17 protein-coding genes are annotated in these 26884 nt (G+C 46.5%); 7 read left to right on the top strand and 10 right to left on the bottom strand.

Annotation, left to right across the window (positions count from 1 at the left end; all coding sequences use genetic code 11):
* Positions 1 to 66: 66 nt before the first annotated feature.
* Positions 67 to 5079, top strand: a complete 5013-nt coding sequence (locus ACO6UY_RS05880) for a hypothetical protein (RefSeq protein ID WP_422489359.1) — start codon at positions 67 to 69, stop codon at positions 5077 to 5079.
* A gap of 263 nt (positions 5080 to 5342) precedes the next feature.
* Complete coding sequence (locus ACO6UY_RS05875; protein WP_422443899.1) at positions 5343 to 5723, top strand: hypothetical protein; 381 nt, start codon at positions 5343 to 5345, stop codon at positions 5721 to 5723.
* A gap of 108 nt (positions 5724 to 5831) precedes the next feature.
* On the opposite strand, the gene ACO6UY_RS05870 is transcribed toward ACO6UY_RS05875, so the two are convergent.
* Genes ACO6UY_RS05870 through ACO6UY_RS05860 form a run of 3 tightly spaced genes read right to left on the bottom strand, consistent with a single transcriptional unit; the run spans position 5832 to position 6743 of the window.
* Positions 5832 to 6149, bottom strand: coding sequence for a DUF3780 domain-containing protein (locus tag ACO6UY_RS05870; protein WP_422443897.1), 318 nt, complete (start codon positions 6147 to 6149; stop codon positions 5832 to 5834).
* A 30-nt stretch (positions 6150 to 6179) separates the two neighbouring features.
* Positions 6180 to 6596, bottom strand: coding sequence for a hypothetical protein (locus tag ACO6UY_RS05865; RefSeq protein ID WP_422443895.1), 417 nt, complete (start codon positions 6594 to 6596; stop codon positions 6180 to 6182).
* Between the two features lie 3 nt (positions 6597 to 6599).
* On the bottom strand, positions 6600 to 6743 hold the full coding sequence (locus ACO6UY_RS05860) for a hypothetical protein (protein WP_422443893.1): 144 nt from the start codon (positions 6741 to 6743) through the stop codon (positions 6600 to 6602).
* A 736-nt stretch (positions 6744 to 7479) separates the two neighbouring features.
* On the opposite strand from ACO6UY_RS05860, the gene ACO6UY_RS05855 reads away from it, so the two are divergent.
* The 5 genes from ACO6UY_RS05855 (at position 7480) to ACO6UY_RS05835 (ending at position 12324) form a co-directional block, all read left to right on the top strand.
* Complete coding sequence (locus tag ACO6UY_RS05855; RefSeq protein WP_422443891.1) at positions 7480 to 8253, top strand: hypothetical protein; 774 nt, start codon at positions 7480 to 7482, stop codon at positions 8251 to 8253.
* Positions 8254 to 8398: 145 nt separating this feature from the next.
* Complete coding sequence (locus ACO6UY_RS05850; protein ID WP_422443889.1) at positions 8399 to 8803, top strand: hypothetical protein; 405 nt, start codon at positions 8399 to 8401, stop codon at positions 8801 to 8803.
* A 74-nt stretch (positions 8804 to 8877) separates the two neighbouring features.
* Positions 8878 to 9570: a hypothetical protein gene (locus tag ACO6UY_RS05845; protein WP_422443887.1), complete on the top strand. Its 693-nt coding sequence runs from the start codon at positions 8878 to 8880 to the stop codon at positions 9568 to 9570.
* A gap of 480 nt (positions 9571 to 10050) precedes the next feature.
* Positions 10051 to 10842: a hypothetical protein gene (locus ACO6UY_RS05840; RefSeq protein WP_422443885.1), complete on the top strand. Its 792-nt coding sequence runs from the start codon at positions 10051 to 10053 to the stop codon at positions 10840 to 10842.
* Between the two features lie 126 nt (positions 10843 to 10968).
* Entirely contained in the window at positions 10969 to 12324 is a 1356-nt protein-coding gene (locus tag ACO6UY_RS05835; protein WP_422489357.1) for a hypothetical protein, read from the top strand.
* A gap of 151 nt (positions 12325 to 12475) precedes the next feature.
* Here the strand turns inward: ACO6UY_RS05835 and ACO6UY_RS05830 are convergent, their stop codons facing one another.
* The 7 genes from ACO6UY_RS05830 to ACO6UY_RS05800 form a co-directional block, all read right to left on the bottom strand.
* On the bottom strand, positions 12476 to 12838 hold the full coding sequence (locus ACO6UY_RS05830; protein ID WP_422443881.1) for a helix-loop-helix domain-containing protein: 363 nt from the start codon (positions 12836 to 12838) through the stop codon (positions 12476 to 12478).
* A 346-nt stretch (positions 12839 to 13184) separates the two neighbouring features.
* Positions 13185 to 14738: a hypothetical protein gene (locus ACO6UY_RS05825; protein ID WP_422443879.1), complete on the bottom strand. Its 1554-nt coding sequence runs from the start codon at positions 14736 to 14738 to the stop codon at positions 13185 to 13187.
* A 100-nt stretch (positions 14739 to 14838) separates the two neighbouring features.
* The gene (locus ACO6UY_RS05820; RefSeq protein WP_422461281.1) at positions 14839 to 19611 is read right to left on the bottom strand and encodes a hypothetical protein; all 4773 of its coding nucleotides are present in this window, start codon (positions 19609 to 19611) and stop codon (positions 14839 to 14841) included.
* 117 nt (positions 19612 to 19728) lie between these two features.
* Positions 19729 to 20373, bottom strand: coding sequence for a TetR/AcrR family transcriptional regulator (locus tag ACO6UY_RS05815; protein WP_101748170.1), 645 nt, complete (start codon positions 20371 to 20373; stop codon positions 19729 to 19731).
* 256 nt (positions 20374 to 20629) lie between these two features.
* Complete coding sequence (locus tag ACO6UY_RS05810) at positions 20630 to 24958, bottom strand: hypothetical protein (protein ID WP_422461279.1); 4329 nt, start codon at positions 24956 to 24958, stop codon at positions 20630 to 20632.
* Between the two features lie 397 nt (positions 24959 to 25355).
* Complete coding sequence (locus ACO6UY_RS05805) at positions 25356 to 25550, bottom strand: hypothetical protein (protein WP_422443873.1); 195 nt, start codon at positions 25548 to 25550, stop codon at positions 25356 to 25358.
* Positions 25529 to 26800 (bottom strand): transposase, encoded by a 1272-nt coding sequence (locus tag ACO6UY_RS05800; RefSeq protein ID WP_422489355.1) that lies wholly within the window; start codon positions 26798 to 26800, stop codon positions 25529 to 25531. The genes ACO6UY_RS05805 and ACO6UY_RS05800 overlap by 22 nt, the downstream gene beginning before the upstream one ends.
* Positions 26801 to 26884: the final 84 nt, after the last annotated feature.

The raw sequence follows: 26884 nt of genomic DNA, 5'->3' as shown, positions 1-26884 counted from the left end.
TACCTGATGATCAGAAAACGTACAAGTTCTTTAATAACAACAGTTTATAAGTATAAGTATATGTTTATGTCAACAGGTCTTTATTACGTTAGTACCAATATCAGCAATACGGTGGCCGCCAGCAGCGCCAACAATGATCATCACAAGCTTGAGGAAGCCAGAGCTTTCGTCAGAAAAGTTGGTACGGAAAGAGATGTAAAGTCCCTGTACGCCGATCTTTCCAATAATGCTGCCGAAATTAACTCCTCCTTTGGGGGCAAAGCCGGGCATAACAGAACGGTTATTGCTACTGAGCCAGATATCGCTGTGGATGGCCTCAAAAGGTCGACAACCCATACTGTTGGCGACCAGTCGGTCAGAAAAGCAGGCATCATGGAATCGTCCGGGTTATCAACAGACAGCAAGCTCGACAGACAGTGGATCAAAGCCACTGAGACACCAGTAAAAACGGCACTGCTCCAACCTTACAGGCCCGGTGCGACCAGTGGCCAGGAGATTGCCCGGCTTCATCACGGCCTTCAGCACAGCTGCCGGACAGCCACCTGGGCACTGGCAGTACTGCAGCTGCGTAAAGAGCAGCAAGATCGCCCGGCACTGGCATTTCCCGATCGCATGGTACCGCTGCTGGTCAAGGCCTGCCTGTTCCATGACTCCGGCCGTGAGGATGATGGGGAAGACCAGACTGAGTGGGAGCGGGCCAGTGCTGACAACCTGATGGAGCACCTGCGTAATTGTGGCATTGCCCAGAACCTGGCCTGGCAGTGCGGCGAAGCGGTTCGCAATAAAGATTATCCGGATGCCTGTAAGTATCTGCCTGAGGAGATACAGACCCTGCGCAGTCTGCTCCACGATGCCGATTGCCTCGATGTGATGCGGGTAAGAAGCTGTTTTTTTATGAATAAGCTGGACTGTTTTGCTACCTGTCAGAATGAACACGGCCGAAAAGCGTGGCGCCAGCTGGCTGAGGCGATTTGCCAGGTGATTGCCAGCCAGGGTGATTTGTGGCACTCCATATCCCTGAGCGACAGTGCAAAAAAAGGCAGGGGATTTTTCCGGATACAAGGAGTGACCGGGAGTGAGCGCATCAAAAAACAGTTTGAGCACCATCCTTCGCCATTGTGGTATCAGTTTTCCAGCATTGTTGAGGAGTCCGCTGTTATCGGGGGGCTGATCACTCCTTTCATCAACCATCGGGCAGGGCCAGAGCCGGCCTTTTCCCTGAACCAACTGCAGCCGGGCGTGGCAGTGGCAGGATGCCCGCAGTTACAAACACGGTTGGACCCGGTGAGTAACCGGCATTTTTACCTGAACCCGGCACCCTGTGAGCTAAGTGCCTGCAACCAGGTACTAATGGCTAACATCGCCAGACTCCTGGGCATGAACGTACCCGACACCTTTGCCCATCAGGAAGCGGGCCAGTCTTACGTGGTCAGTCATGTAGCCAGTGACTGGCTGGGTAACCTGAAAAGCGCAAAGGAACATCAGCAATCCCTGTCGCCAAAGCAGTGGGCCAGATTATTGCTGATCAATGCCATTGTGGGTAATGAAGATCTCACCTGGGAGAACATGGCACTGACCTCGGAAGGGGAGCCGGTGGTGTTTAACTGGAATCACGCCGGACTGGCCACCCGTTACCCCTGTGCCCACAAACCAGAGCCAGCGCCTGGCGAGGACGATTTTTCCTCCATGCCGTTGCTGTTGAACAAACTGCGGGACCCACAAGTCCCGGCAATGAACTCCCACCCTATTGCCAGTCCCTGCGTCGATAGTATGTCTAAACTGGACGACAACCTGCTGGGTCAGACCCTGAAAGAGCTGCTGCACCAGTTTGACTGGCAGGCCCTGGGCCAGCTGATTGAACAAAGCGGTTATCTGGCCGGTGACCGCAGCTGGTTACGGCAAACTATCCATGATCGCATAGCCTGGCTCACCACCCGCTTGCCAGACACGCTAGAGCCGGGTGAACGGGTATCCATGGCGGAATACCAGGCCATAAGGGCAGCAGGTATCCGTGGGGGCTGGTTGCAGGTTAAAGGCCAGGACATCCGCACTGGCCAGGTCTGCCTCACTCAGTTGCTGGATCAGGATGGTCAGCCAATAACCCGGATGACCCTCAGGCTGTCACGGGATGCAGGCAACAGAGTGGCTGACAATCTGGCGCTGGAGCGAGGGTTGTACCATCTGAGCACCTGGAGCGAATACGTCAGTAAGCATCTGAACGGCAAATACTGCGACTGGCGCAGTGACCTGACCAGTCTGGCCGATGAGTGTGAAAAACAGGCACTGCAGTTGACTCAGGATATAGAGCGGTGGCAAGAAACGGATCGTCAGACCATCATAGATGTTGTAAACAATCTGCACTGCATTACCAAAAGGTGTCGTGCATCTTTAACCGCAGACCAGCCGTCTATTGAAACACTGCCACCAATTCAGACCCCGCTACCTGCACCAGCCTTGCCTGCAAGGGTTAGCTCAAGGCTTGGTGAAGAGAGAGAAGCGCAAGTGCGCCTGAGCGAATTCAGCCACGGTTTTGCCAAGTTGACCGGTGAGAGCGTCAGTTATGTGAATCAGAAACAGCTTGAACACGCCAATCTGACGGCCTCACCGGTGCGAGTGATTGAACTTGCGCCGACCTTCATCGAGAAAGGCAGTATTGAGTTTTATCCCGAGCGTGACCCGAATGCCCGAACCTTTGACCATAAGATGGTGCTGACCGCTCCCGGTCACGAAAAAGCGGTGGTTGAGGCCCTGTTCAGGGAGCTGGCGGAGCTGGGCATCGACCACGGGTGCCCCGATGCTGTTGACCTGGAAGAGCGCTGGCTGGACTCCCTGGCCGACTATCACCGCTGCCTTGGTGACATGAACCGCGCCGTGGCAGCAGCTGGCGATGCGGATGTGGACGCCCGTGTTGTTCGCATCAATGCAAAAAAAACCTTTCTTGCTGAACGGCTGGGATTGAGCCTACGGCCTTGGTATGAAAGTTATCGTATACATGCCGGACGCCTGATAGGTTACCTCCCCGGTCAGCCCCACGGCGTTTCCGGGAGCCCGGCCCGGGGATTTTGCCCGGTACACGGTTTGAACTATACGGCCCTTGGGCAACCAGTGACAGGAATTGTGGCTGGTATGCTGAACAATGAGAGAGCCCTGACTTCCTTCGTACGACGTACTGACATTGGGCTGGAGCCCTTCCAGGAGACTGCTACCACAGCCAATCGGTTTAAATGCGCTATTGGCCATGATGTATATACCCGTATCCAGCCCTGCAGTGAATTCGCCCATAGTCAATACGCGGGGGCATTGTCCATGACGTTCAAACCAGCAGCACTGATGCGCCTGGATGCAGATTTTTTTCTGAAAGTCCGTTCTTTGGACGTTTCTTACCCGGGCCTGAAAGCCATCCGGCCTAATGAGAAAGTCATTGTGCAGTCAGCCGGTGACTACCAGCAATTAATTAAGTGTTGCACTAGTCAGGAGACCCTCTTTGCCCTCCCTCTGTCGTTACCTGATGAACTGGATGTTTTCACTATAGGCTCTGCCAAAGATCAGCTGCAACTGTTGTACATACTCCGTAGGCGCTATAGCCACTGGCCAGACGGTCGCCCACTGGAGCAGATTTTTCTCCACTCCTGGTTAGTCTGTTACCTTGAGCTAACCTCTGGACACAACATGGGGGTTCCAGAAAATGTCAAAACTCTTGTTCAAGCTTGCGGTAAAAAAGGTATCCAGCGCCTGATGCAACAAAATCCGCAGCTGCTGGAGGGAAAACTCAAGTCGCTGGATGGTTTGGAGATTGCTGTGCAAAATCACAATCATGAATTGGAAAAATTGGATTTCAGCGATTGCTCAATGAATGGCACTGTGTTCAAAGCAACCCAATTCAGGGAATGTAAATTCAATATGGAGCCGTTAAACAGTGCGAGTTTTGAAGATGTCAGCTTCATCAACTGCGGTTTTGCAGGGAAGTGCTTTTCACCATCGGTGTTAAAAGGTGCGAAATTTTTTACCTGGGTTGGGAAGCGGAGTCATTTGTCTCAACTTATCTATCAGTCGTGTTTCGCTCAGCAAAGTGATGGCTCTGTTGCCGTTAATGGCATAAATACTGTTGAGACTCGCACTGTTAATCCGGAGCAATGGCTGCAGGTTATGATAAAGAATGATTTTCTGAGAATCTGTAGCAGTGACTCTCTGGATGGTTTTAGTCAGGAAATCCTGGATCAACATCTCAAAAAAATGATTACATCAGATTCTGATGCTCATGTTCTTATTAGGGAGGTTTTGGGATATCAGTTTGAATCCATTTACGGTTCATTAAACTTCGTAAAAAACAACCCTGATTTCCATAGGCAGAAATTTAATGATCTGAGTTTTTTATATTTTGATTTCAAACGTAAATTTTACAGTAATCAATTTTCGTGTGGTATTTTATACTTTTTACAATGCAACAATAGAGGCAAATTATCTGGGAAAGCTACCCTGACTTTGCTTTTAAATTGTCTTGAGTTCATGATGTGGCCAGAGGGCAAAAAATCATACATAGAGTATGGGAATGATTCAAAAATTACGAAGAAGGGAGATAAAAAGCATTGCAAAAAAACTGATCCAGACGAACTTACAGCAGAGAAACTGTCATATATGGAATTATCATCTATCAATAAAAAGTTACGCCTTGAGATGGGCTGCTTTGATGAACTGAACCGCGATTCTCTTAAGCGATTTCTGGACAAAAGTCTGGAAGATTTCCGAGCTGATTTCCATAAATACTGGAAGGACTGTTCAAAAAAGGATCAATTAGCAATAGCTAAAGACTGCCTGGCAACGAATAACATAGCCGTGAGTTACGTGACCACAGTGGCATTTATGAAACTGCTCATTGATAATGGGAAAGGAGCAAAGTGGCAGTCTGCCTTTGTTACCAATATAGCCAGGCATAAAACAAGTAAATACTTTAACGACCTTAGTGACAAAAGAGTAAGTCGGTATTATTGGCCCGCTGCTGATCGTATTGATTTAGATACAGCATTAACTTCTTTGAACCCGGGGCAAAAAAATTGCATGTTGATGTGTAATCTTTTTTGATTTATATCAGTAACGCTCCTCTCGACGCTGGGTGTCACTGGCCGTCATATTCGAACGGGTAACAGACGAGGTTTTCACCGGCATCCCTATTATTTCATTTCCGCCCCCTGCAGGTGTTCCGCCAGAAAGGTTCTGTCCAGTTGGTGGGTGCGGGAAGAAAAGCGTTTGATCACGGTGGCCTCGTTGGTAAAGGGTTATTGCCGGTTTGTCGGCATGAACTTCTGCTATATTCAACGCCCAACCAATAAAAATGAGAAGCTGTTATGAGTCTGGAGAAACGGGTAGAACGGCTGGAATCGCACGTTGACTCTCTTGACAGTGCGGTTCGCAGCCTGGTCAAGATTACAGGCGAAACGCACCAGATTGTTCTGGAAAACCAGCGTGAGAACCGAGTGCGTTTTGACCTGCTTGAACGCAGGCTGGATCAGCAAGACTGCAGGCTGGATCAACAAGATCGCCGTATGGAAAAAATGGAGTTCAGTATTACTGCATTGGCGGAAGCAACACGAGCCGGGTTTGAGCGAGCCGATAAACGACACGACGACTTTGTCAAAGAAACCCGGGAGCGCTTTGATCAACACGATAAGCGCTTTGACCAGCTGGAACTCCTGATTCGCCAGCTGCTTCCCAATGACAGCAACTAAGTAATTAACCTTAGGCTATCCCGACATATTGTACTCACTCCGTTCATCCTGAGCGAAGTCGAAGGGTGACTGGTACAAACTATCATACTGTTGTGATGGTAGTGCTGGTCATGCCAGCCGCAAATTCCGCAACCGACCGGTCAGTATTTCCGCCGCATCCCGCACATCACGGTCCAATGCTTTATTGCTGATAAAGTGGCTCAGGTCCATCAGACAGCGGTCGATCATGGCTGCGTGTTGGTCTTGTGCCTGCATGCCCAGTTGTTCGGTAATCAGCACGGCACCGTGATTCTCTTTCGGGATGATCACCTGCAAGTGATGGGGATTGGCAGGCACCCCGAACCCCAGCGTCGGGTGGGCAAAACGGGATTTGCCCGTCTCGCCTTTGGAAGTTCGCTTGCCGGTGGTGGATGCATTGTCGATCATGAATTACCTGCCATTGGTGCAATCATTGAACTATTGTACATCCTGAATAATATCACCGGGCTTCAGTACCACTCCGCCCAGCTCTGCAAACTCTCTGGCGGCAAACCCGTTATCAAAGCTGACGCCGCTGCTGATAATAATGCTCACCGGTGCCTGCTCCTCTTTCAGCAGGGAGCGCAGGCTGTCGATGGCGTTGGCAATAATGGCCGAGGTGACCTCCCGTTCCGCAAACCGAACACTGACGGTATTTTCCCCGTCACCAATTTCCACCCGGCCCCCTTTCAGGCGCACGTTTTCCCGGTCCCGGAATTTGTTCAGGACACTGAAGACCTTGTCGGTGGAATCCAGGGACACCCGCTTGTTGTCGGCGATACGAGCGGGCTTGCTGTCGTCGATGATGGGGTCGTCGGCAAAATCCCGCAGTACTTCCAGCAGTAACGGGGTCATTTCCTATTGATGGGCGATAACCTGGCGGATAGCTTCCGCCGGGAAGGTGTCGGGTTCAAGGTTGAGAAAGGGCTTTAGCAACGGATGATCGGCAAACACAGCAGTACTCCGGCTCTCTGAATGTTTGGGGAATGATGGTTCAACCATAGCACCGGCAGAGTGCTGTTGGGGTGGTGGTTTACGTTAATCCGGATATTCGAGTAATCAAAAAGTCACCAATGTCTGGCCCGCTTTCAATACGATACCTTGTCAGGGGGAAAAATCAATACCATCAACACCGGCGTCTTTGCGCATGATGTTCTGGATGGATTTGATCACGGAACTGATGGACATAGTTTTTTCTTAAAAGCTGTTTGAACTTTTATATGAAAGAGAGGTCATAGTATGAAACTCAATAATTCAATAATTCAATAATTCAATGAATATGCCTATCTACTTTGCTGGTTTTAATATAGCTGCAGATCACTTTTCTTATTTTCGAGATAGTGCTTATTCGCAGTCTGCCACATCCTGTCAGGCTTTCTTTCGTGAAGTTGTGGACGTAGCAAATTTTCAATGTGCTATGCGTTCTGATGAAACTGTTAAACACCGTCTCCAGCAGCCAAAGGTGCTTTTTAATGATCCATCAGGTGATCCCCGGCTTGAAAAAAGGTCGATACTAATGGTTAGTAGCCATCTTCAAGAAGACCATCCATTTTACTTACCTGTCAGAATACAACCTCGGAATAATGATCATGTTCCCAAATATATTCCTGGTAATGAACGTTTTTCGATCCAGTCTATTTTAGGGTTAGAGCAATCAACCTCACAAAACACATTAGTTGCTAATCCTCAACTGGATAGTGAACAGCTGCAACGAGATACATCGCCTGCAGGAAATGAGTTGGATGATAAAGCTACGGTTTCCGGCTCTGATGAATCTCTGACCAGCACCCATGAGGATGACTGTGAGTCCGAGGAATTAAAAGCTGTCCGGAAGGCGTACGCACAGTCTGAGCGAAAAAAGGCTTATCAGAGGGCTTACCAGAAGGCTTACCGTCAGTCCGAAAAAGGGAAGGCTCGCAGACGAGCATGGGCGCAGTCTGAGAAAGGGAAGGCTTGCGCGCGGTCCTGGAAACGGAGAGCCTACCAGCAGGCTTATCGTCAGTCCAGCAAAGGGAAGGCTTACGAGCAGTCGGAAAAACGGAAGGCTTACCTCAAAGCCTACGAACAGACCGAGAAGCGGAAGGCTTACCTCAAAGCCTACGAACAGACCGAGAAGCGGAAGGCTTACCGAAAGGCTTACCTCAAAGCCTACGAACAGACCGAGAAGCGGAAGGCTTACCGAAAGGCTTACCTCAAAGCCTACGAACAGACCGAGAAGCGAAAGGCTTACCGAAAGGCTTATAATCAGTCCGAGAGAGTGAAAGCTTTCCAGAAGGTTTATCAGAGGGTTTACCAGAAGTCTTACCGTCAGACCGAGAAGTGGAGGGCTTACCAAAAAGCTTACCGTGAGTCTCCGCAAGGACGTGCTTACCTGAAGGCTTACCGTAACGCTTATAATAAGGTTTTAAGGGTTACCGGTGATATTGAACAGGCAAGAATCGCTGGTAGGCAAGCTACCGTCTTTTTAAAAGAATCCAATAAAGCAAACAATAATGAGCCTTTTAGAGAGTAAACAGGTTCTTGATCGTCAGCCAGGAAAAATATTGCACGACAAATGAACTATTGTTTATCCGTGAGTTGCCGACTTTTAAGCAGTTTATATCGCTATGTCAGGCTTTCTCCCGCCAAGTTTCAGAAGTAGCTCTGCTCTATATACTATGCATGCTGATGATACGACTGAAAGCCGCCTTTATCAGCCAATGGCATCTTTTCAAAATATATTTGATGACCCCCGGTTTGAAAAAAGATCGATAGCCATTGTCGATAACGATACTGAAAAAGATCAGCCACTCTACTTACCGGGCAGAACAAAAATGCAGAAAAATGATCATGCCCCCGCCTATATTCCTGATAAAGAGCGTTTTTCTATCCAGTCTATTTTAGCATTAGGGCAATCAAACACAGAAAGCTCATTAGTTGTTGATGTACAAAATCCTTGTGAAATTACTGATCCTCAACTGGACAGTAAGCAGTTGCAACGAAATAGATCACTTGCAGGAAATGAGTTGGATTTTAGCGGTTCTGCTTCTGGCCCCAGTGATGCTCTGCAACATAAATATTAAATGTTGTTGCGTCAGGCCGGAACTTTTATAAGAAGGAGTTGTCACAATAAATAATTCAGTAATTAAACAATTCAATGTCTGATCCGCATTCTAACTTTTATCCCTTGTATTCGGAATTTCAGAAAGCGTATAAGTCTGTTATGTCGAACAGGGGATCGGCTTTTACAGCAAGGGTACAGCAACATGGATCAGTATTCGGGCTGCAAGTTGGTCAAACTGCAACAAGTAATTATATGAATTCCTTCATTCCATATGGTGAAAGCTTTCATAACCCATTAAATGACTCCCGTTTTAAAAAAATGCCAGTCAGGGTTATTTATTCTCAAGAATATGAACAAAGTAAACCGTTAGACTTATCATATAGACTCGGGGCATGCCAGGGGGCTGGTCGAAATACCAGAACTCCTGCCAGCCAGCCGGAATTAAGAACTGATCGGGTTTGGAGTATGGCTGGTGAAAGTTCTGATCCATTGCCTGCTGGTAATGAGTTGGACTTTACAGCTTCTGCTGCAAAATCCGACGAATCTCTAACCATCATTATTGATAATGCTCATGAACAGGACGAGAAACGGAAGGCTGCCCGAAAGGCCTACCAGAAGGTTTACCGTAACTCCGAAAAGGGTAAGGCTGTGCGGAGGGCTTACCAGAATGCCTACTATAGGGCTTTGAGGGATACCCGTGATTTAGAACAGGCAAGATTTGCTGGCAGGCAAGCTGCTGCTTCTATAAAAGAGTCAAATAAAGCAAAAAATAATGCGCTTGAATAAACCTTTAAGTGCCAGGTTAAATATTAAGTTTGGTCTGTCAGATAGGAACTTTTACAGGAAAGCACAGTCCTAATCATGAATTCAACAATCTTATAATTCAACAAATCAATGACTACTCCTTATTCTAACTCACACTCCTTGTATTCAATATTTCAGAAAGCGTATGAAACTGTTGTGACGGGCAGTGGATTGCCTTTTCACGACCGGCCGCAGCAAAGTGGTTTAGTATTCGGGCTGCGAGTTAATCAAACTGCACCAAATAATTATGTAAAACCCTTGATTCCATATAGTGAAAACTTCCATAACCCTTTCAATGATTCCCGTTTTAAAACAGTGCCGGTCAGGGTGGTTTATTCTCAAGAATTTGAACAAAGCCAGCCGTTAGACTTCTTACCTAAACCCAAGGCACAACCGGAGGACGACAAAAATAACAGAATTCTTACCAGTCAATCAGATTCAAGAACTCATCAGGTGTTGGGTATGGCCGGTGAAGCGTGTTCTCACTCATACTTTGTAAATACTGATCATCCTCCACTTACCTCAGCGTTGAGAGAAACTGCTGAAAATGGTTTGGATGCTGAAGCTCCCGCTTCAGGATCTGGTGAATCTCTGGCCGTAGTTCCTGATAAGGCTTGCACACAGTCTGGGAAAGAGAAGGTTCACCATGAATCCGAAAAGGGGAATGCTTCCCGGAAGGTCTGTGAGCAGACCGGGAAACGGAGGCCTCCGAAAAAACGAACCTGGGATCGGTCTGAAGCAGGGAAGGCTTACTATAGGGCTTACCAGAAGGCTTACGTGAAGTCCGAAAGAGGGAAGGCTTTCCTTAAGGCTTATGCACAGAGCGATAAACGAAAAGCTTCCCGGAATGCATACGAACAGACCGACAAACGGAAGGTTGCCAGACGAGCCTGGTCTCAGTCCGAGGAAGGTAAGGCATACCATAGAGCTTACCGGAAGGCTTACCGTCAGTCTGAGAGAGGGAAGGCTCTCCGGAAGGCTTACGATGACTCTGAGAAAGGGAAGGCTAACCGGAAGAATTACCGTGAGTCTGCGAATGGGAAGGCTGCCAGACAGGCCTGGGCAAACTCCGAGAAAGGGAAGGAGTCTAAACGGATATGGAGAAATTCAGAGAGGGGTAAGGCTTACCAGATGCTTTACAGAAGGGCTTACAGTGAAGTTTTCAAGAATACCGGTGATAAAGCGCAAGCAAGAATTGCAGGCAGGCAAGCTACCGCCTTTATAAAAAAATCAAATAAAACAAAAAATAAATGAGCTTGAATCAACCTCAATTATTGATAGCTATGCCTGGCTGACATAAATATGGAGTAGTATCTTTCAGGTAGGAACTTTTATAAGAAAGCATAGTCCTAGTCATTAATTCAATAACTCAATAATTCAATGTCTACTCCGTATTTTAATTCACACTTTTTGTATTCGGGATCCCGAAAAGCGTATGAGTCTGTTATGTCGGGCAGTGGATTCACTGTTAAAGACTGGTCGCAGCAAAGTGGTTTGGTATTCGGGCTGCGAGTTGATCAAACTGCACCAAATAATTATATAAACCCCTTGATTCCATATGGTGAAAACTTCCATAACCCTTTCAATGATTCCCGTTTTAAAAAAATGCCCGTCAGGATTATTTATTCGCAAGAACCTGAAAAAATCAAGCCGCTAGACATATCACATAAACCTGGGAAATATCAGGAGGCCGAACAAAATAACAGAATTCTATCCAATCAATCAGAAATAAGAATTGAGCAGGTTTGGAGTATGATCGATGAAGTGAGCTCTCACTCATACGGTTTAAGTAATCATCCTCCTCCACTTATCACAACGTTGAAAGAAACAGCAGGAAATGAGTTGGATGTTGAAGCGTCTGTTTCAGGAGCTGGCGAATCTTTGAACATCGATCATGATAAGACTTACGTACAACCTCAGCAACGAAGGGCTTCCAAACGAGCCCGTACTGAGTCCGAAAGAGGGAAGGCTTACCGTGAATCCGAGAGAGGGAAAGCTGTCCGGAAGGCTAGCCAGAAGGCTTACGCAAAGTCTGAAAAAGGGAAGGCTAGCCAGAAGGCTTACGCAAAGTCTGAAAAAGGGAAGGCTTGCCAGAAGGCTTACGCAAAGTCTGAAAAAGGGAAGGCTTGCCAGAAGGCTTACACACAGTCTAAGAAAGGGAAGGCTTCCAAACGAACCCGGGCGGAGTCGGAAAGAAGGAACGCTTACACAAAGGCTTACCGTCAATCCGAGAGAGGGAAAGCTGTCCGAAAGGCTTGGTTTCAGTCTGAGAGAGGGAAGGCTTCCCAGAAGGCTTACGCACAGTCTGAGAAAGGGAGGGCACGCCAGAAGGCTTACAAACAGTCTGAGAGAGGAAGGGCTGCCAGGAATGCCTGGTCAAAGTCTGAGAGAGGGAAGGCTTGCCGCAGGGCTTATGCACAGTCTGAGAGAGGGAAGGCTGTCAAACGAGCCTGGGAACAGTCCGAGAAAGGGAAGGCTTACCGTGTGTCTGCGAAACGGAAGGCTACTTACCTGGCCTGGGCACAGTCCGAAAAAGGGCAGGTTGTCTTGAAGTCTTACCAACATGCTTATCATAAGGCTTACTATAAAGTTTTCATGAGCACCGGTGACAGGCAACTGGCAAGAAGCGCTGGTCAGCAAGCTGGCGCTCTTATAAGAGTGTCTGACAAGGCAACAAAAAATGAGCTTGAATCAGATTCTGCTACTTCCGTCTTGCCTGCTTTTAAAACTGACTGATAAGTCAGTAGCAGTATGATATTGGTTAACTGCTTAATTTCTAACCTGATTGAGCTGCCCGGGAGGCTATCCGAGAATAGACTGCCCTACTGCAGCGACAGCAAATTGGTCTAAAAATCCGATTTTATAAGACTAAATGTTGTTTTATAGGTCAGCCTCCAAGTTGGTCTTGTAATTGTTGAATGTATGCCGTGGCTTGTATCAAAATCTCTATCTTTGTTAATTGTTGATTGGATGCTCCGGGAATTTTATTTCGAAGTGCCTGGTAGGCTTGATTCATGGTTTTCCTGCGTCTTTTTTCATTATCGGCGCGCCTGTTTTTTCGTTCAACATAACTACGTCGGGGGGGATTTGTACTTTCCTCTGTGGTTGGTATGGAGTATTGGAATTGAGTGTCAATTTGCTGGACATTAAACTGATTGAAAGTGCATACTGCGGCAGAATTGATTCGACACATGCCATAAGGATTATCCCATGGCATACGAGACTGCATCGGCGCTATTTTAAAGTTCATCTGATGTCATACCTCCTGCAATTTGAACAAGAAACCTTGAGTTCAACATGTGCAAAGTCAAAATAGTCAGCGGCATTGGATTCCTGAATATCGCTTACCTTCTTTTTCTGACAACTTATCAATGGCTTTCAGGTGGCATTGAGGGTTATCGGCGCAATAAAAGAGAGTGAAAAAACGCATCTTGTTCTGATCAAGTGGAACCATAAGGCAAGCCAATTGCTCCGGTAATTGAGCAAGGCCACATATTTCGCAGGAACCAAACTGCAAGAACTGGAAAGTGTTTGACATAACCTGGCCTGAGACAGAAGGTTGAAAGATTCTGATTGAGTTACCGGCGATCAAATATTCAATGAGTTGAGTCTATCCGATGTAGCTCAGGATGCATCATCTTTAACAGTGATGTGATAAATTCCACCTTCTTGATCTCGAAGTCACTTACATGCGGAACCGTCGATAGCCAGCAGGAAACTCTGCATTCAAAATCACTGCGGCAAATATGCCTGCTCAATTTCCTCTGCAGAATCGCAGCAAGTGTACGAAGGCGCTGTTGTTGCGCTTGCAGCTGGCCGTCAGGCTCTTCTTCAGCGAATATGGAGATAAACTGCCTGGCTTTATCCAGGGTAAGCAGCGCGCGAACAAGCAAGCCATAAATACGCTCTTTGCCGTTTTTTGGGAAGCCAAAAAGAATGGTGCGAGGTAACTCAAACGCTGCCCCTTGATTCAGTTCAACTGTCAGCGGGTTAAGGTTTCCTATGAGGTGTTCCAGTGTATCGTTCAGTAACCGGGTTTCTTCAGCAAACGACAAACACCATAACGGCCTCTCAACGCCAGGAACACGAATGGCCAATGGTGCTGAATGTCCATTGATGACTCTGCCGTCAACACTGACCATAAGCCCCGGACCCGGGATGTCTGAGCTGGTGTCTTTAAGATGAATAGTGTAAGCATTTGGTAGTTGAATCGCCCGGCATCCGGGTATTGGGAGGATGAAGAAGTCGTCGTTGGCACCTAAATCCCGGTCAATGTCAAGTGCTTCCATAAGCGCTTGCATCTTTTTAAAGAGTTTCATGGCCGAATCTTCAGTCGAGCAGATAATGTCAATACCTTTGAATGATGCACGACGGTTCTGTAAAAAACGCGCGTATGAACCGGTAACCAGAATGGGGGGCGTGTTATAAGACTCATTGATTTCCTGGATCATCTCCAGTGCTCTGCGAGTTAGCACATTTAACTGCGGAACCTGATTGTCTGATAAGGGAAGCGCTCTTCTAACGGCAGCAGAAGCCTGATGCTGAAAGGTAGAGGCTGCGTATCCTTCAGGATCATGACCCGGGTCGACCTGACGATCAGTATAACCATTTAGATAACGTTTGGTGTTGAAGAGCGTTATCTCCTCGCTGCCAGCCGGACTCTCCATGAAGTCCTTATACACTTCATCCGGTGTAACCTGCTGGCCATTCAACGGCAGCCCCCTCAGGCAACATTCCGCTTTGAAGCGTGCGATGGCTAATTTGTACTCATCGTTTTGATCTGGCTGTCGGTTGAACTCCTGAACGACCTGGTCCGGGGTTACTTGTCGATTGTTATGGGGAATGTTTCGCAGGCAGAGTTTTTGCAGGAAGACGCCACTTCTAAGGGATGTTGTATCATTTCCATAGGCGTTAAGTACCACAGCCGGGGTAATTTGACGTCCTTGTAATGGTTTGTTTTGCCAAAAGGCAATCTCCATACTGATGCGTTCATATGCAGTGGTGGCTGTTCGTCCGCAAGACTCAAGGGTTGATATTTCCATACCGTTAAAGGTGCTTGCAGATCGGCCAGATATCTCGCCTGAACCGGCTCGTTGGTCAACATAGCCAGCGGACTCTGGGGGGGAGAAGGTTGAGGTAGTTGGCTTCATAATATAACCCTGCACACCTGAACGAAAAACATTCCCTTTGACTGAAAAATGATCATTAAGTTCCATTTGGCCAACTACTTAACAATACCGATTTGAGTTATTAAGCGTGCATCATCGCCAGCAGTGCCTGGATAAACTCTTTCTTATCGGTCGGACAATCATTAACAGACTGAGTTGTCGATAGCCAGTTGTTAATTCTGTGCTCAAAATCATTACGGCAAACATGGCTGGTCAATTTCATGTGCAGATTCTCAGTCAGTGCATAAAGCCGTAGTTGTTCTTTTTGCAGCTGATGACTGCGGCAGTCCGGTTTCCCGGGATTGCCTGCACAGTTCAGGGTGATGAATTGCCTGGCTTTATTCAGAGTAAGCAGGCAGCGTAACAGCAAGCCATAAATACGCTCATTGCTGTTTTGAGGGGCATTAAAAAGAATGGTTCGTGGTATTTTAAATACCTCCCCTTTTTGTAGCCTTACGGTGAGCGGATCAAGGCTCTCAGCGAGGTATTCCAGCGTATCGTTCAGTAATCGGGTTTCTTCAGTAAACGACAAACATTGTACAGGTCTCTGAACACCGTGGACGTGAACGGCCAATTGTGGGGCATTTTCATGGACGACTCTGGCATCAACACTGACCTGAAGCCCCATGGCTTTTATCCCGAAATCACCGTCTTTAAGATGAATATTGAAGCCATTTGGCAGTCTGATCTCCTGACACCCCGGGACTTCCCAGATGACAATACTTTTGGGAATGTCTGTACCCTTGTCTGTGATCAGTGCCCGCAGCTTTTCACAGAGTATTCTGGCCGACTTTTCTGTCGCGCAGATAATGTCAATGTCATTAAATACTGAACACATATTCTGCAAACAACGTGCGAAAGAACCGGTAATCAGAATGGGGAAGTCGGTACAGGAAATATTGATTTCCTGAATAATATCCAGTGCTTTAAGTGTGAGTGCGGTTAACTGCGGAACCTGCTTGTCCAAAAAAACCGGTCCATTTGGCCATAGCTGCCGGGTGTGCGCTACACCGGCGTTTGTTGCCTGAGTGGCTACGTATCCTTGTGCGCTGTTACTCCCCGGAGTAAAAATATTTTCCTTTTGAAGCAGTAGATTACCCATTACATCGGCTTCGGATTTGCATTGCTCAAACCAGCAGCCTAAAGCATGTTGCAGTTTGCTGACTTCAGTAAAACTCTGTAGGCACTCCAGAACCTGATCCTTTTCGATTTGATGTCCATTAACCCCATGGCTGGTGAGATAGCAGTAGGCCAGGAAGAAGAAATGCAGCCGTGCTTTCTGAAATGAGTGTCTCAGGGTGTTGATGGATTGCAATACCTGCTCTGCCGACACGCTCTGTTGATCAATGGACAGTTCATGCTGCATAGCCATGAATTTCAATATACATTGCAGTCGGTGTTGCTCATCCCCTTTGACTGATGCGTTGTTCAGGATTTGCCAGGCCTCTTGCAGCAAATCCTGAGCGTCGTTGTTTTCATCCCACCACTGAGAGTGTTTCAGCCTTTCAATCAGGTATCTGGTTTGCCTTGCCGATTGATCCCCGGGGACTTGATTAAACGCTTCCAATACGTCCTTGTTACCCAGATAACGGCCATTCAGTTTTTTCGCATTCAATGCCAGCTGAGCATAAAAAATAGCGATTTCCAGCAATCTGCCAATGCGTTCAAAATCGTTGACTACCGCGTCCGCCGTCACCAGCTGGCCATTCAACAGCAAACCCCTCAGACAACATTCCGCTTTGAAGCGCGCCACCCCCAACTGGCCTTCAGGACTATCCGGGAAGCTCTTAACCACCGCATCCGGTGTGACTGGCTGGCCTTTCAACGCCAGGCCCCTCAGGCAACATTTTTCCTTAAAGTGCGCTATCCCCAGTTTGCCTTCCGGACTGTCCGGAAAATCCTCAACCACCCTGTCCGTTGTAACCTGCTGGCCATTCAACAGCAGGCCTTTCAGGCAACACAGTTCCTTGAAGTGCGCTATCGCCAGTTTGCCTTCCGGACTGTTCGGGAAATGCCTGACCACCTCATCTGATGTGAGCTGCGGGCCTCGCAGAGTAATGCCTCTCAGGTAACATTTCTCCTTAAATCGTGCGATCCCCAGTGTACCTTCCATACTCTCCGGGAACGCCTTTACCACCGTATCCGGTTGGATTGGCTGGCCATTCAATAGCAAGCCCCTCAGACAGCATTTTTCCTTAAAGTGCGCCAGTTGCAGCGTTGCTCTGACTGCCTTATAGCCCTTAACCACTGTATCCGGTGTCAATGGCTGGCCATTCAACGCCAGGCCCCTGAGACAACATTTTTCCTTAAAGCACGCTATCCCCAGTCTGCCTGCGGTACTATCCGGGAAACCCTTCACCACAGCATCCGGTGTGACCGGCTGGCCATTCAACAGCAGGCCCATCAGGCAACACTGCTCCTGAAAGCGCGCTACCCCCAGTTTGCCTTCCGGACTATCCGGGAAACCCCTGACCACCGCATCCGGAGTGGCCTGCTGGTCCTTCAGTGACATGCCCCTGAGGCAACATTCCTCCTTAAAGCGACCCAGCTCCAGTGTTGCCCTGGCTGCCTGAAGATCCTCAATCACCGCATCCGGTGAGACCGGCTGGCCATTCAACGCCATGCCCTTCAGACAACATTCCGCTTTGAAGCGCGCTTTCCCCAGTTTGCCCTCCGGACTATCGGGATACGCCTCAACCACCGTATCCGCTGTGACCTGCTGACCCTTCAATGCCAGGCCCTTCAGGCAACACAGTTCCTTGAAGTGTGCCAGCTCCAGTGTTGCCCTGGCGGCCTGAAAATCCTTAACCACTGCATCCGGTGTGACCGGCTGGCCATTCAATGCCAGGTTCCTGAGACAACATAGTTCCTTAAAGCGTGCCAGCTCCAGAGTGGCTCTGGCTGCCTGAAAATCCCTGGCCACCTCATCGGGTGTGACCTGCCGACCGGCTAATGCCAGGCCCATCACGCAACATTGTTCCTTGAAACGTGCCAGCCCCAGTGGTGCCCTGGCGGCCTGAAAATCCTTAACCACCGCATCCTGTTTCACTGGCTGGCCATTCAACATCAAGCCTGTCAGGCAACATTGTTCCTTAAAGCGTGCTATTCCCAGTTTGCCATCGAGAGTAGTCGGGAAGGCCTTAACCACCGCCTCTGGCGTGACCGGCCGCCCATTTAACAACAAGCCTGTCAGGCAGCATTGTTCCTTAAAGCGAGCCAGCTCCAGTGTTGCCCTGGCGGCCAGATAATCCTTAACCACGGTGTCTGGTATGACTGGCTGGCCATTCAATGGCAGACCCTTCAGGCAACATCGTTCTTTAAAGAGCGCCAGCTCCGTTGTTGCTCTGGCTGCCTGATAGTCATTCACCACTTCATCCGATGTTACCCACTGGCCATTTAACCTCAGGCCCTTCAGGCAGCATTGTTCCTTAAACCGGGTCAGCTCCAGTTGTGCATTGGCAACCTGATAACCCTTAACCACCGCATCCGGTGTGACCGGCTGGCCATTCAGCATTATGCCTTTCAGGAAACATTGCTCCCTGAAACGGGACAGCTCCAGTGTGGCGCTGGCCATCTGATAATGCTTAACCACCACCTCCGGTGTGACGTGCTGGCCATGTATCGGCAGGCCTGTCTGCCAACAGAGTTCGGTAAAGCACGCCAACTCAAGTGTTGCGTTAGCTGCCTGATAATCCTTAAGTACCGCCTCCGGTGTGATCAGACGACCATTCAATGTTATGCCTTTCAGGCAGCAATGTTCCTTAAAGCGCGCCAGCCCCAGGGTTGCTCCGGCGGCCTGAAAATCCTTAACCACCGTTTCCGGTGCAACCAGCTGACCATTCAATGTCATGCCTTTCAGGCAGCATTGTTCCTTAAAGTGCGCCAGATCAAGGAGGACGCCGACTGCCTGAAAATCCTTAACCACCGCCTCCGGCGTAACCGGCTGGCCACGCAACGGCAGGCAATTCAGGCAACATTCCGCTTTGAAGCGTGCTATTGACAGTTTGCTTTCCGGGGTACCCCTGAACCCCTTAATCACATCATCCGGTGTAACCGGCTGGCCATTCAACATTATGCCCTTCACGCAACACAGTTCCTTAAAGTATGCCAACTCCTGTGTTGCGTTGATTGCCTGATAATCCCTGGCCAGCGCCTCCGGTGTGACGTGATGGCCATTCAACAACAGGCCCTTCAGGCAACACATTTCCTTAAAGCGCACCAGTTCCAGTGTTGCATTGGTCACCTGATAATCGTGAACCACCGCCTCCGGTGTGACCCGCTGGCCATTTACTGTCAGGTCTTTCAGGCAACATTGTTCTTTAAAACGCGCCAGCTCCAGGGGGGCTTTGAGTGCCTGAAAATTCTTGACCACCGCATCCGTTGAGACCTTATGACCATTTAGCGTCAGGCCCTTCAGGCAGCATTCCGCCTTGAAGCGTGCTATTGGTAATTTGTGCTTATTATATTGGCCTGGTTGCCGGTTGAATTCCTGAATGACCTGCTCCGGGGTAACTTTTCTATTGCCCTGTAAAATGTTCTGTAAGCAGAGCTTTTGCAGGAAGAAGCCACGTCTCAGAGAAGTCCTGTCATTTCCATAGGCTCTGAGCACTTGAGCCGGGGTGATTTTTCGTCCTTGTAATGGTTTATTATTCCAGAAGTCGTCTTCAAGTTGCTTGCCATGATCCGTGGTGGAGGCTTTATCTCTATGGGACTGCAGTTTTGATACTCTCTGACCATTAAATGTACTTGTGGAGCGGTTTGGAATTCCACTTGATCCGGCTTGGTGACTAACCCGGCCAGCAGGCCTTCGATGGGGGTGGCTTGATGGGGATGCTTTCAGAATAAAACCCTGCAACTATAAATACCGCAGTTTGACCTCAAAATGATTATTAGGTTCCTCTTCTGGCTTTCAATGATATCAACCTTTCATCGCTGGAATGAGGAGAGAAAAGGTCGATGTTGCCAGTTAGGTTTAACGCTGGTTTGGAGTAATACCCAGACCTTTCAGGACTATCCGGGTTAATGTCTCTGTTGCCTGGTCATAGTCAGACTGCTCAAGCGTATCTTTTCCAATGGCCCGGGCTATCTGGTAAGAGAAGTCTGCATAATGCTGTGTGGATGACCAGAGCAGAAAGATAAGATGCACAGGATCGACCGCATCCATTTTTCCCTGGTCAGACCATGCCTTGAACACCTGTGCCCGTCCCCGAAACCACATCTGATAGTCCTCGCCAAAATACTCTGTCAGGTGCGGACCGCCATTGATGATTTCCTGGGCAAAGAGTCTGGAGGCCAGGGGATTCTTCCGGGAGAACATGATTTTGGTATGGATGTAGGCGGCCAGCGCCTCTTCCGGGTCATCCTCAGGACTGAGGCTGTTAAAGCTCTGATCCCATAGCTTGAGGATATGCGACAGAACGGCAGCATAGAGCGAGAGCTTATTGCTGAAGTAGTAGTGAACGTTGGCTTTGGGCAGGTTTGCCCGTTCCGCGATGCGCTGCATGGTAGTGCCTTTGAAGCCATGGGTCACAAACTCCTGTTCGGCAGCGGCCAGAATGCTTTTTTTATTATTTTCCCGGATTTTCCCGGGACGGTATTTTTTCGCAACTGCGTCCATATGCTCATTCAATCCTGTTCGTGGTGGTAACCTCAGGTGATTGAGAGAAGTATTATTCCTGATACCGGCATGGCCCTCAAGGAGTTAGACGTCCTGTCGGACTTAAGACTGTCCTACGCGGCAACTGCTCCGAGCTCCTGCATCCATGCAGTCGTGCGGTTGCGAAATTGGTCTAAAATCCCTGCTTCTTCATTAAATAGCCCCGCTATTCTCCTCAGAATCTGAAATTTTTAGGCTCAATTTCTCGCAATCCTCGCTACAGATGCTTAAGTCTGACAAGCTCCCGGGAATTATTATTGAAAGGAAAACTATCTCTGGACTTTGGCGATGCGGGTTGGTCAGGGACTGGTGCGTTAAATATAGGCTCTACAGAGGACATATCGTCTAAATCAGTGATAATGCCAAGCAGGGAGGGAATAGATTCAAAGTTCCATGGTGTGTCAGCATCTGAAGTGCGAAGGGATGTGGTTTCTAGCCTGGGGAATGGTAATCCGGAGGTATTTAAAGCTGACCTTCTGTATTGTAATTCGTTGGTATTTGGGGCTGACCCGGTGCTCTCCTGCACAGGAGTGCTCATCGATATAGTTGAGAGTTGTCCTCCGGGTACGGGCCACTGTGAACCTGAATTGAAAGTCCCCGGACCACACATTGATAGTTGTTGAGGTGTGACTGTTGCCACTGCTCGTGCTGACTCTGTACCTGCTGAGGTCAATGGTGGCTGAACGATGTCAGGCTCAGATGTCGGGTTTTCGTCTTGCAATAATTGTTGGCATAGGACAGAAAATGCAATACCGGTTTCATTACTAATGCCAGTAGGGCTATTCACCTTAGCTGGGTTGGTGCTGGTCCCGACAGGAACAACGGCCTCAGGATTTAACGGTGCCAGTTGAGAAGGCCCGGGTTGGATTTTTGCTGTCTGTGCATTTGCAGCCAACATCTCATGTAATAGATCAATGGTAATATCTTTCTGCCTGAGGAGTGTTTCCATTCCCGTTTGGTAGTCCAGTAGTTGATCAGGCGTCATCTGGAGAATATTGAGCTGCTGATTAACAGTATGATTGATTGCAGGAACATTTGTTTTCAGGTTATTCATTTCTTTCTTTAATTCATCGACTTCACGACATTTCGCGTCTGCCAGAGCTTTTGTGCAAATGAGTTCTCTCTGTACTTGTTCTAAACGTTGGTCTTCATCCAGCAGTAATGCCTGTTGCTGGATAAAAAGGATGTCCTGGTCTTTCAATTGGCTGTTTTTATCTTGAGTTCTTTCCAATTCATTTTGTGTATGGCTAGACTCTTGACGTATTATTTTAATGAGTTCTGTTTGCTTGGTCAGTGCATCTTGGGCAAGACTCAGGTCTTGCCCAACAGCTTCTTTTTCCAATATTGACTGTTTAAGATCTGATCTGATCTCAGTCAACCAGGTATTAAGTTTTTTATTTTCTGTACTTAAACAATCTTCATGTCTTTTCAGGGAAGTGACTTCTGTTTGCAGTTGTAAAATACTTGCTTTACTCTCTTTCAGGCTATCTATCAGATTATTTTTCTCTATTAGCTGTTCACGTTCATTTGATTCTTTATTGGTAAGCTCAGATTTAATATTTTCTAATTCAGACAAAAGAGAACTTTGTTTGTCTTTTAATGTTTTTAAATCACTCTCATATGCTTTAATACGTCTTTCATATTCCTTTTTCAGGCTACTTACTTCCGATTGTGACTGTAAAGCACTTACCTCAGTCAATTTCAATTTATCTTCTAGATTCTTTTTTTTTATTAGTTGTTCACGTTCCTCTGTTTCTTTTCTGGCTAGTTCGTGTTTAATATTTTCTAATTCGGATAACAGAGAGTCTTGCTTGTCTTTCATTTTTTTCAAATCACTCTCATACACTTTGATGCTTTCCTTAGAACTTAATAGCTCTTTTTTAAGGTGATTGATTTCGGATTCAAACTTGATTTTTTCATCCTGGTTGCTGGATTCTCTGAGTAATTGACAAAGAAGTTCTCTCTCTTTTTCTAAAGTTTTAATATTGCTTTCCAGAACATTAACTTTACCTACTAATTGTTCTGAGTTTGTTCTGTGTTCTGTAATCTGGTCTTTTATAGATGTCAGCCCTTTATCTTTCTCTTTAATATCTTTTTCTTTTTCTTTGATCTTTTTTGAGAGTTCTGTGATTTTATTCCTTAAACTTTTGTACAAAATATCATTGTTTCTTTTTAATTTTGAATTTGCTTCATTGAGATACTGTTTCAGGTTTTTTAATTCATCCTGGTTTGTTTTTTTCTGCTTTTTAAGGTTGTTGATTTCTTCTTCCAGATGATTTATTTTTTTGGTGTAATTTTGTTTTAGTTCTTCTATTTTTTTTGTTCTTGTTTTTATTTCATTTTGATGGTGAATTTTTAACTCCTTTATCTTTGTACTGCTTTCAAGTAATGTATCATTGGAAGCTATACTTTCTTCTCTTGCTGATTGGATCTCCTTTTCCAGTTTTTTAATCTGTTTTTCCCTGTCAGAAAGGGTATCTCTAAATGATTTTGCTTCTTTAATTGACTTTTGGCTTGTGATTTTTTCTTTCATTAATTTTTGTTGCAGATAGGCAGCCTCTTCCTGTGTTTCTCTTGTTATCAAGCACATGGATTCTACCATGTTTTTCATTGATCTTAATGGGGTGGGCGGCTCTTTATCTCCTGATTTATTTTTTTTTGTTTCTTTTTTTTGCGGGTATATTTCACTTATGTTTTTCTTGCATTGTTCTTCAATGCTTTTATGTTCTTCTTCAAGTTTGCCTAGTTTGTCTTTTAGAAATCCTATGGTATCTGTCAGTGATTTTACTTCACCCTCTAACGATATTGCTGACTCTTTTGATAGTTTTAGCTCTTCTGTCAGGTGTTGATTTTCTTTAGTTAATGTGAGTTTTTCTTTAATTTCCTCTTCTTTTTTTAACAGTAATTGATTGGCTTCTTGCAGTTTTTCTTCTGTTGATTGTATTTGTTTTTTATATTCAGAGATTTCTTTCTTGTGATTTTGTAGTTGATCAGTTAATTTTTTGTTTTCATCTTTTATGTCTGTATTATCTGAAGAAAGTAACTCTATTTTTTCTTCCAGATATTTTTTTTCGTTTATAAGATTTGATATATTTTTTTCAGAGTTAGTAAGTCTTGATTCAAGTTCAAGATTTATATTTTTTACTGTGGATAATTCATTTTCTGAAGAAAAACAATTTTTTAAAGCATCATAATTTATATCTTCTCCAATTTCAGGATTTTCACTGCTGGGTATAGAGCTAACACCTGGTTTAAATGAAAGTAGAAAAGGAAAAATACTATGGTACTTATGCTCTTTTTTCCATAATTCATCATTTCTAAATTCTTCTTTACTGGTGTTTCTGGGGTCTACCACGATAAAGTAGTAGTGCTTTAAATTCATTACCGCCGCTAGCAGGAACTCATATTTCTCAATATCCTTTGTCATCAGATCGTATTTTTCAGCATGAATAAATGGATAGATCAATGTAGCAAACGTTTGTTCAGAATTAAGCTTATTAGCTGATGAACTTATGTTAAATTCAGTCGTTGCGATTGTCCTTCTTATAGGCGCTCCAGTTTCAGGATGAAGATCATCTACTTCATCCATACCGGGCATTTCTGGCATTATCTGAATAAAGTCTTTTAATGCCTGGTGGAAAATATCATGAACCTCGGGTGTACAGTTTTCCTGTTGGGATGGTCTATAACCATTGTAGGATGTTGCAATCAGTTTAGTGATTGCTCGCCATTGATATTTACCAAAAAGCTGCAGACCCTTGCTGTCAATGTCTTCAGGTTTGAGAAATTGGTCACAGTGTCTAATACTGATTTTTTTCTTGTCTGATTCGGTTGGCTTTGGGTCTTTCAACGATGAAGTCAGTTTCTCTCTGAGCAATGCTGCTGATCCTTTCCATCCTTTCCGGCTTATGAATTGTGTTAAAAATATGTCCAGACATTCCCATGCAGTTATTGGTTTTTTACCGGTTTTGTATTCAGTTTCATAAGAGAAGTAATTTACACCTTCCTTGATGCCTCGTAAAACCATATTCTTTGCCTGATCCCAAAAATAATTAACCGTTGTGATTTTGCAATAACGATCACCCCAGACAATTTTGACTAACTTCTTGTCATTTTCTCTGGTTATATCTTTGCAGGGCATCCATGCTGCCAGGATATTTTCTTCAATTATGGGGGTATCATCACCATGGTATTGGTTACAGAATGCATCCAGAATACTTTTAAAAGCACCCCAGAAATCCCCAAAAATTTTCTTACCCTTGCCTTGTTTTGGATCTTCGGTCAGATCTGTAAAAATCTGGTCATGGAGAATGTTTGCCTGCATTGTTATGGGCGGAGTAATTTTACGTGTTTTCAATACCTTTGCACGGGGGGAGAGTTGATCTGAGTCCTGAGAGGTGTTGTGACGTTTTCTTGGGTTGGTCGAATTATTGCACTCTAGTGCATAACCCATTGTGGATTTTTTTTTCCCCTGTCGACCCCCAGGCTTTTTTTTCTGAGAGGCTTGTGGAGTGAAAAAATCCTGCTTTGCTGCGGATATATCCATAAGTCCCTGCTTTTCTCTGAATGGCTGCATACATCGCTGATGTATAAATAAGCAATGTAGTGAATTGAACTTAACTTGCTTAGAACTTTCCTATATTAAATGGGTGCTGCTTTTGGTGTGAGTGATGATGGCATTTATAAAAGAGCAGACCGAACGACATTAACTTGCGCCAGATCTTAGAACTCCAAAATGTCAGAAAGTTCCCTGTGTCTGGTTTCCCCTGAAGGGCGCTGGGCGCTCACGACCACCACTCTTAAGGACAGCCGCATGAGGTTAACAAATCAGGAGCAAACCAGAAAGGTCAGGTTGTTTTTCTCGGAGTTGATCTGAGCAAAAATTGGCTCCCAACCTTGGCACAATCAAATAAGACGTACTTTATTACTCGACTCTCAAGTTTTTAATGCACGAGTGTTTGATACTCCGGCAAACGGTACTTGAGTGAGGCAGTTGGCATCATTCTCCCCAGCTCCCTGCCTGCCATATGCTTGCTGGATATTCTCAACGGGCGATAGTCTTCGAGAGACTCCGTCAGTTTCTTGAGCTTCTCTTGAGGATTTTCTGACTCCACAACTATCTTGATGATATCCAGCAACGCATCAATTCTGAGTTTCTCGACCAGGCAGCCAACGGTAAGCGCTGGCTACCCGCCCGGGGCTGTTTGTGTTCCAGGCAGGCAGATTGTTCAGGATGAAGGAGCAACATATGGTCACACAGCACGCTCAGGATCACGCCACGCTCAGACCCTTCAATGCCTTGCTGCAAGGCTCTGTTGCACCAGCCTTCATGAAGTTTCCAGTCCTCAAAGAACACCTCGATCAACCACCTCAGCGTGTGAAGCCGGGCAATATCATCATGACGCCAGGAAACATCCGTGGCGGCCAGATAGCGATAGTCGTCCTCTCCCTCATATTTCAAGGCAACAACAAATCGCTTCTGCCCATGGGCTTTGACCTTAAGCCGGGCAGATAGCACCGTCACCTTTTGCTCTTTTCCACCTCGTATAACCAGCGTTTTTTTGACACCAGGCCCAAGGTAACTGTCAAAATAGGCCTTCAGCTTCACTTCTTTGTTTTTGTAGATCACCAACTGGTTCCAGCGTAACTGGCTAACCACCTGTATTCCCGAGAAGACCGAAGAAGCTCTATCCATAAAATTGGCATCCCCATAAAGAGCATCCGCCAGAATGCCAGTGACGTTTATATTGGGAAAGTGTCGCTGGTAAGCCTGGATCATATCCAGTGCCAGCACCTGTTTTGTTGGGTACTCACTGTTGGGTTTTGGCTTGGGGGGCCGATCCTTTGGAGGAATCCCCTGTTTTTTTAACAAGTCTCTTGTTTTCCGCCATTCGGTCATCTTCGGGTCGGGCATGTAGAACCTGAAGTCAACAGGAACGGTTACCAGCGGAGTCTGTAAAACCAGAAAGACCAGCTCCTGACCGTTGATATACCCATTGGTCTTTTTCTCCTTGATCTTGTGGGTTTTGCCAATCTTTTTGGTCCGCTTGGATCGTGAGCGCCCAGTGTCGTCAATAAGAAGATTTCCCTCTGATAAGCCATAACGATCAATGATGACCAGAACACTGATGCGTAGCAGTAGATGCCAGACAATTTCGGATCGATAAAACATCCACCATAAGGCGGCTGATGTGTATTGGCCAAGACTTCGACGCTCCATGGTTGCCCAGCAGAGCTTTTGAGTCAGAATCATTGCTGAAATGACAAATGCAAAAAAATAGCGTTGCTTCATAGTCAGTCGCTGAGCATGCGGAGCCTGACGTAAAGCCTGGTCAAGATGATCAATAAATTGGGTAGCGCAGGGAAGAACACGTATAAGCATGGTCATATAAAAGTTGCCAATACATTACTTTGCAACCAAGCTTGGTACAGCAGGCCTCCTGTTGCCACGATGAAGGCTTTGCGCAGCCGT

Origin of the sequence: Endozoicomonas sp. ALE010 (assembly GCF_049310165.1) — a bacterium.
Taxonomy (GTDB): Bacteria; Pseudomonadota; Gammaproteobacteria; order Pseudomonadales; family Endozoicomonadaceae; genus Endozoicomonas.
This window is presented reverse-complemented; position numbering and strand designations above follow the sequence as displayed.

Coding starts and splice junctions, on each gene's coding strand:
- ACO6UY_RS05880 (WP_422489359.1), top strand. CDS start 67: ATGTCAACAGGTCTTTATTACGTTAGTACCAATATCAGCAATACGGTG.
- ACO6UY_RS05875 (WP_422443899.1), top strand. CDS start 5,343: ATGAGTCTGGAGAAACGGGTAGAACGGCTGGAATCGCACGTTGACTCT.
- ACO6UY_RS05870 (WP_422443897.1), bottom strand. CDS start 6,149: ATGATCGACAATGCATCCACCACCGGCAAGCGAACTTCCAAAGGCGAG.
- ACO6UY_RS05865 (WP_422443895.1), bottom strand. CDS start 6,596: ATGACCCCGTTACTGCTGGAAGTACTGCGGGATTTTGCCGACGACCCC.
- ACO6UY_RS05860 (WP_422443893.1), bottom strand. CDS start 6,743: ATGGTTGAACCATCATTCCCCAAACATTCAGAGAGCCGGAGTACTGCT.
- ACO6UY_RS05850 (WP_422443889.1), top strand. CDS start 8,399: ATGCATGCTGATGATACGACTGAAAGCCGCCTTTATCAGCCAATGGCA.
- ACO6UY_RS05845 (WP_422443887.1), top strand. CDS start 8,878: ATGTCTGATCCGCATTCTAACTTTTATCCCTTGTATTCGGAATTTCAG.
- ACO6UY_RS05840 (WP_422443885.1), top strand. CDS start 10,051: ATGGCCGGTGAAGCGTGTTCTCACTCATACTTTGTAAATACTGATCAT.
- ACO6UY_RS05835 (WP_422489357.1), top strand. CDS start 10,969: ATGTCTACTCCGTATTTTAATTCACACTTTTTGTATTCGGGATCCCGA.
- ACO6UY_RS05830 (WP_422443881.1), bottom strand. CDS start 12,838: ATGAACTTTAAAATAGCGCCGATGCAGTCTCGTATGCCATGGGATAAT.
- ACO6UY_RS05825 (WP_422443879.1), bottom strand. CDS start 14,738: ATGAAGCCAACTACCTCAACCTTCTCCCCCCCAGAGTCCGCTGGCTAT.
- ACO6UY_RS05815 (WP_101748170.1), bottom strand. CDS start 20,373: ATGGACGCAGTTGCGAAAAAATACCGTCCCGGGAAAATCCGGGAAAAT.
- ACO6UY_RS05810 (WP_422461279.1), bottom strand. CDS start 24,958: ATGGATATATCCGCAGCAAAGCAGGATTTTTTCACTCCACAAGCCTCT.
- ACO6UY_RS05800 (WP_422489355.1), bottom strand. CDS start 26,800: ATGACCATGCTTATACGTGTTCTTCCCTGCGCTACCCAATTTATTGAT.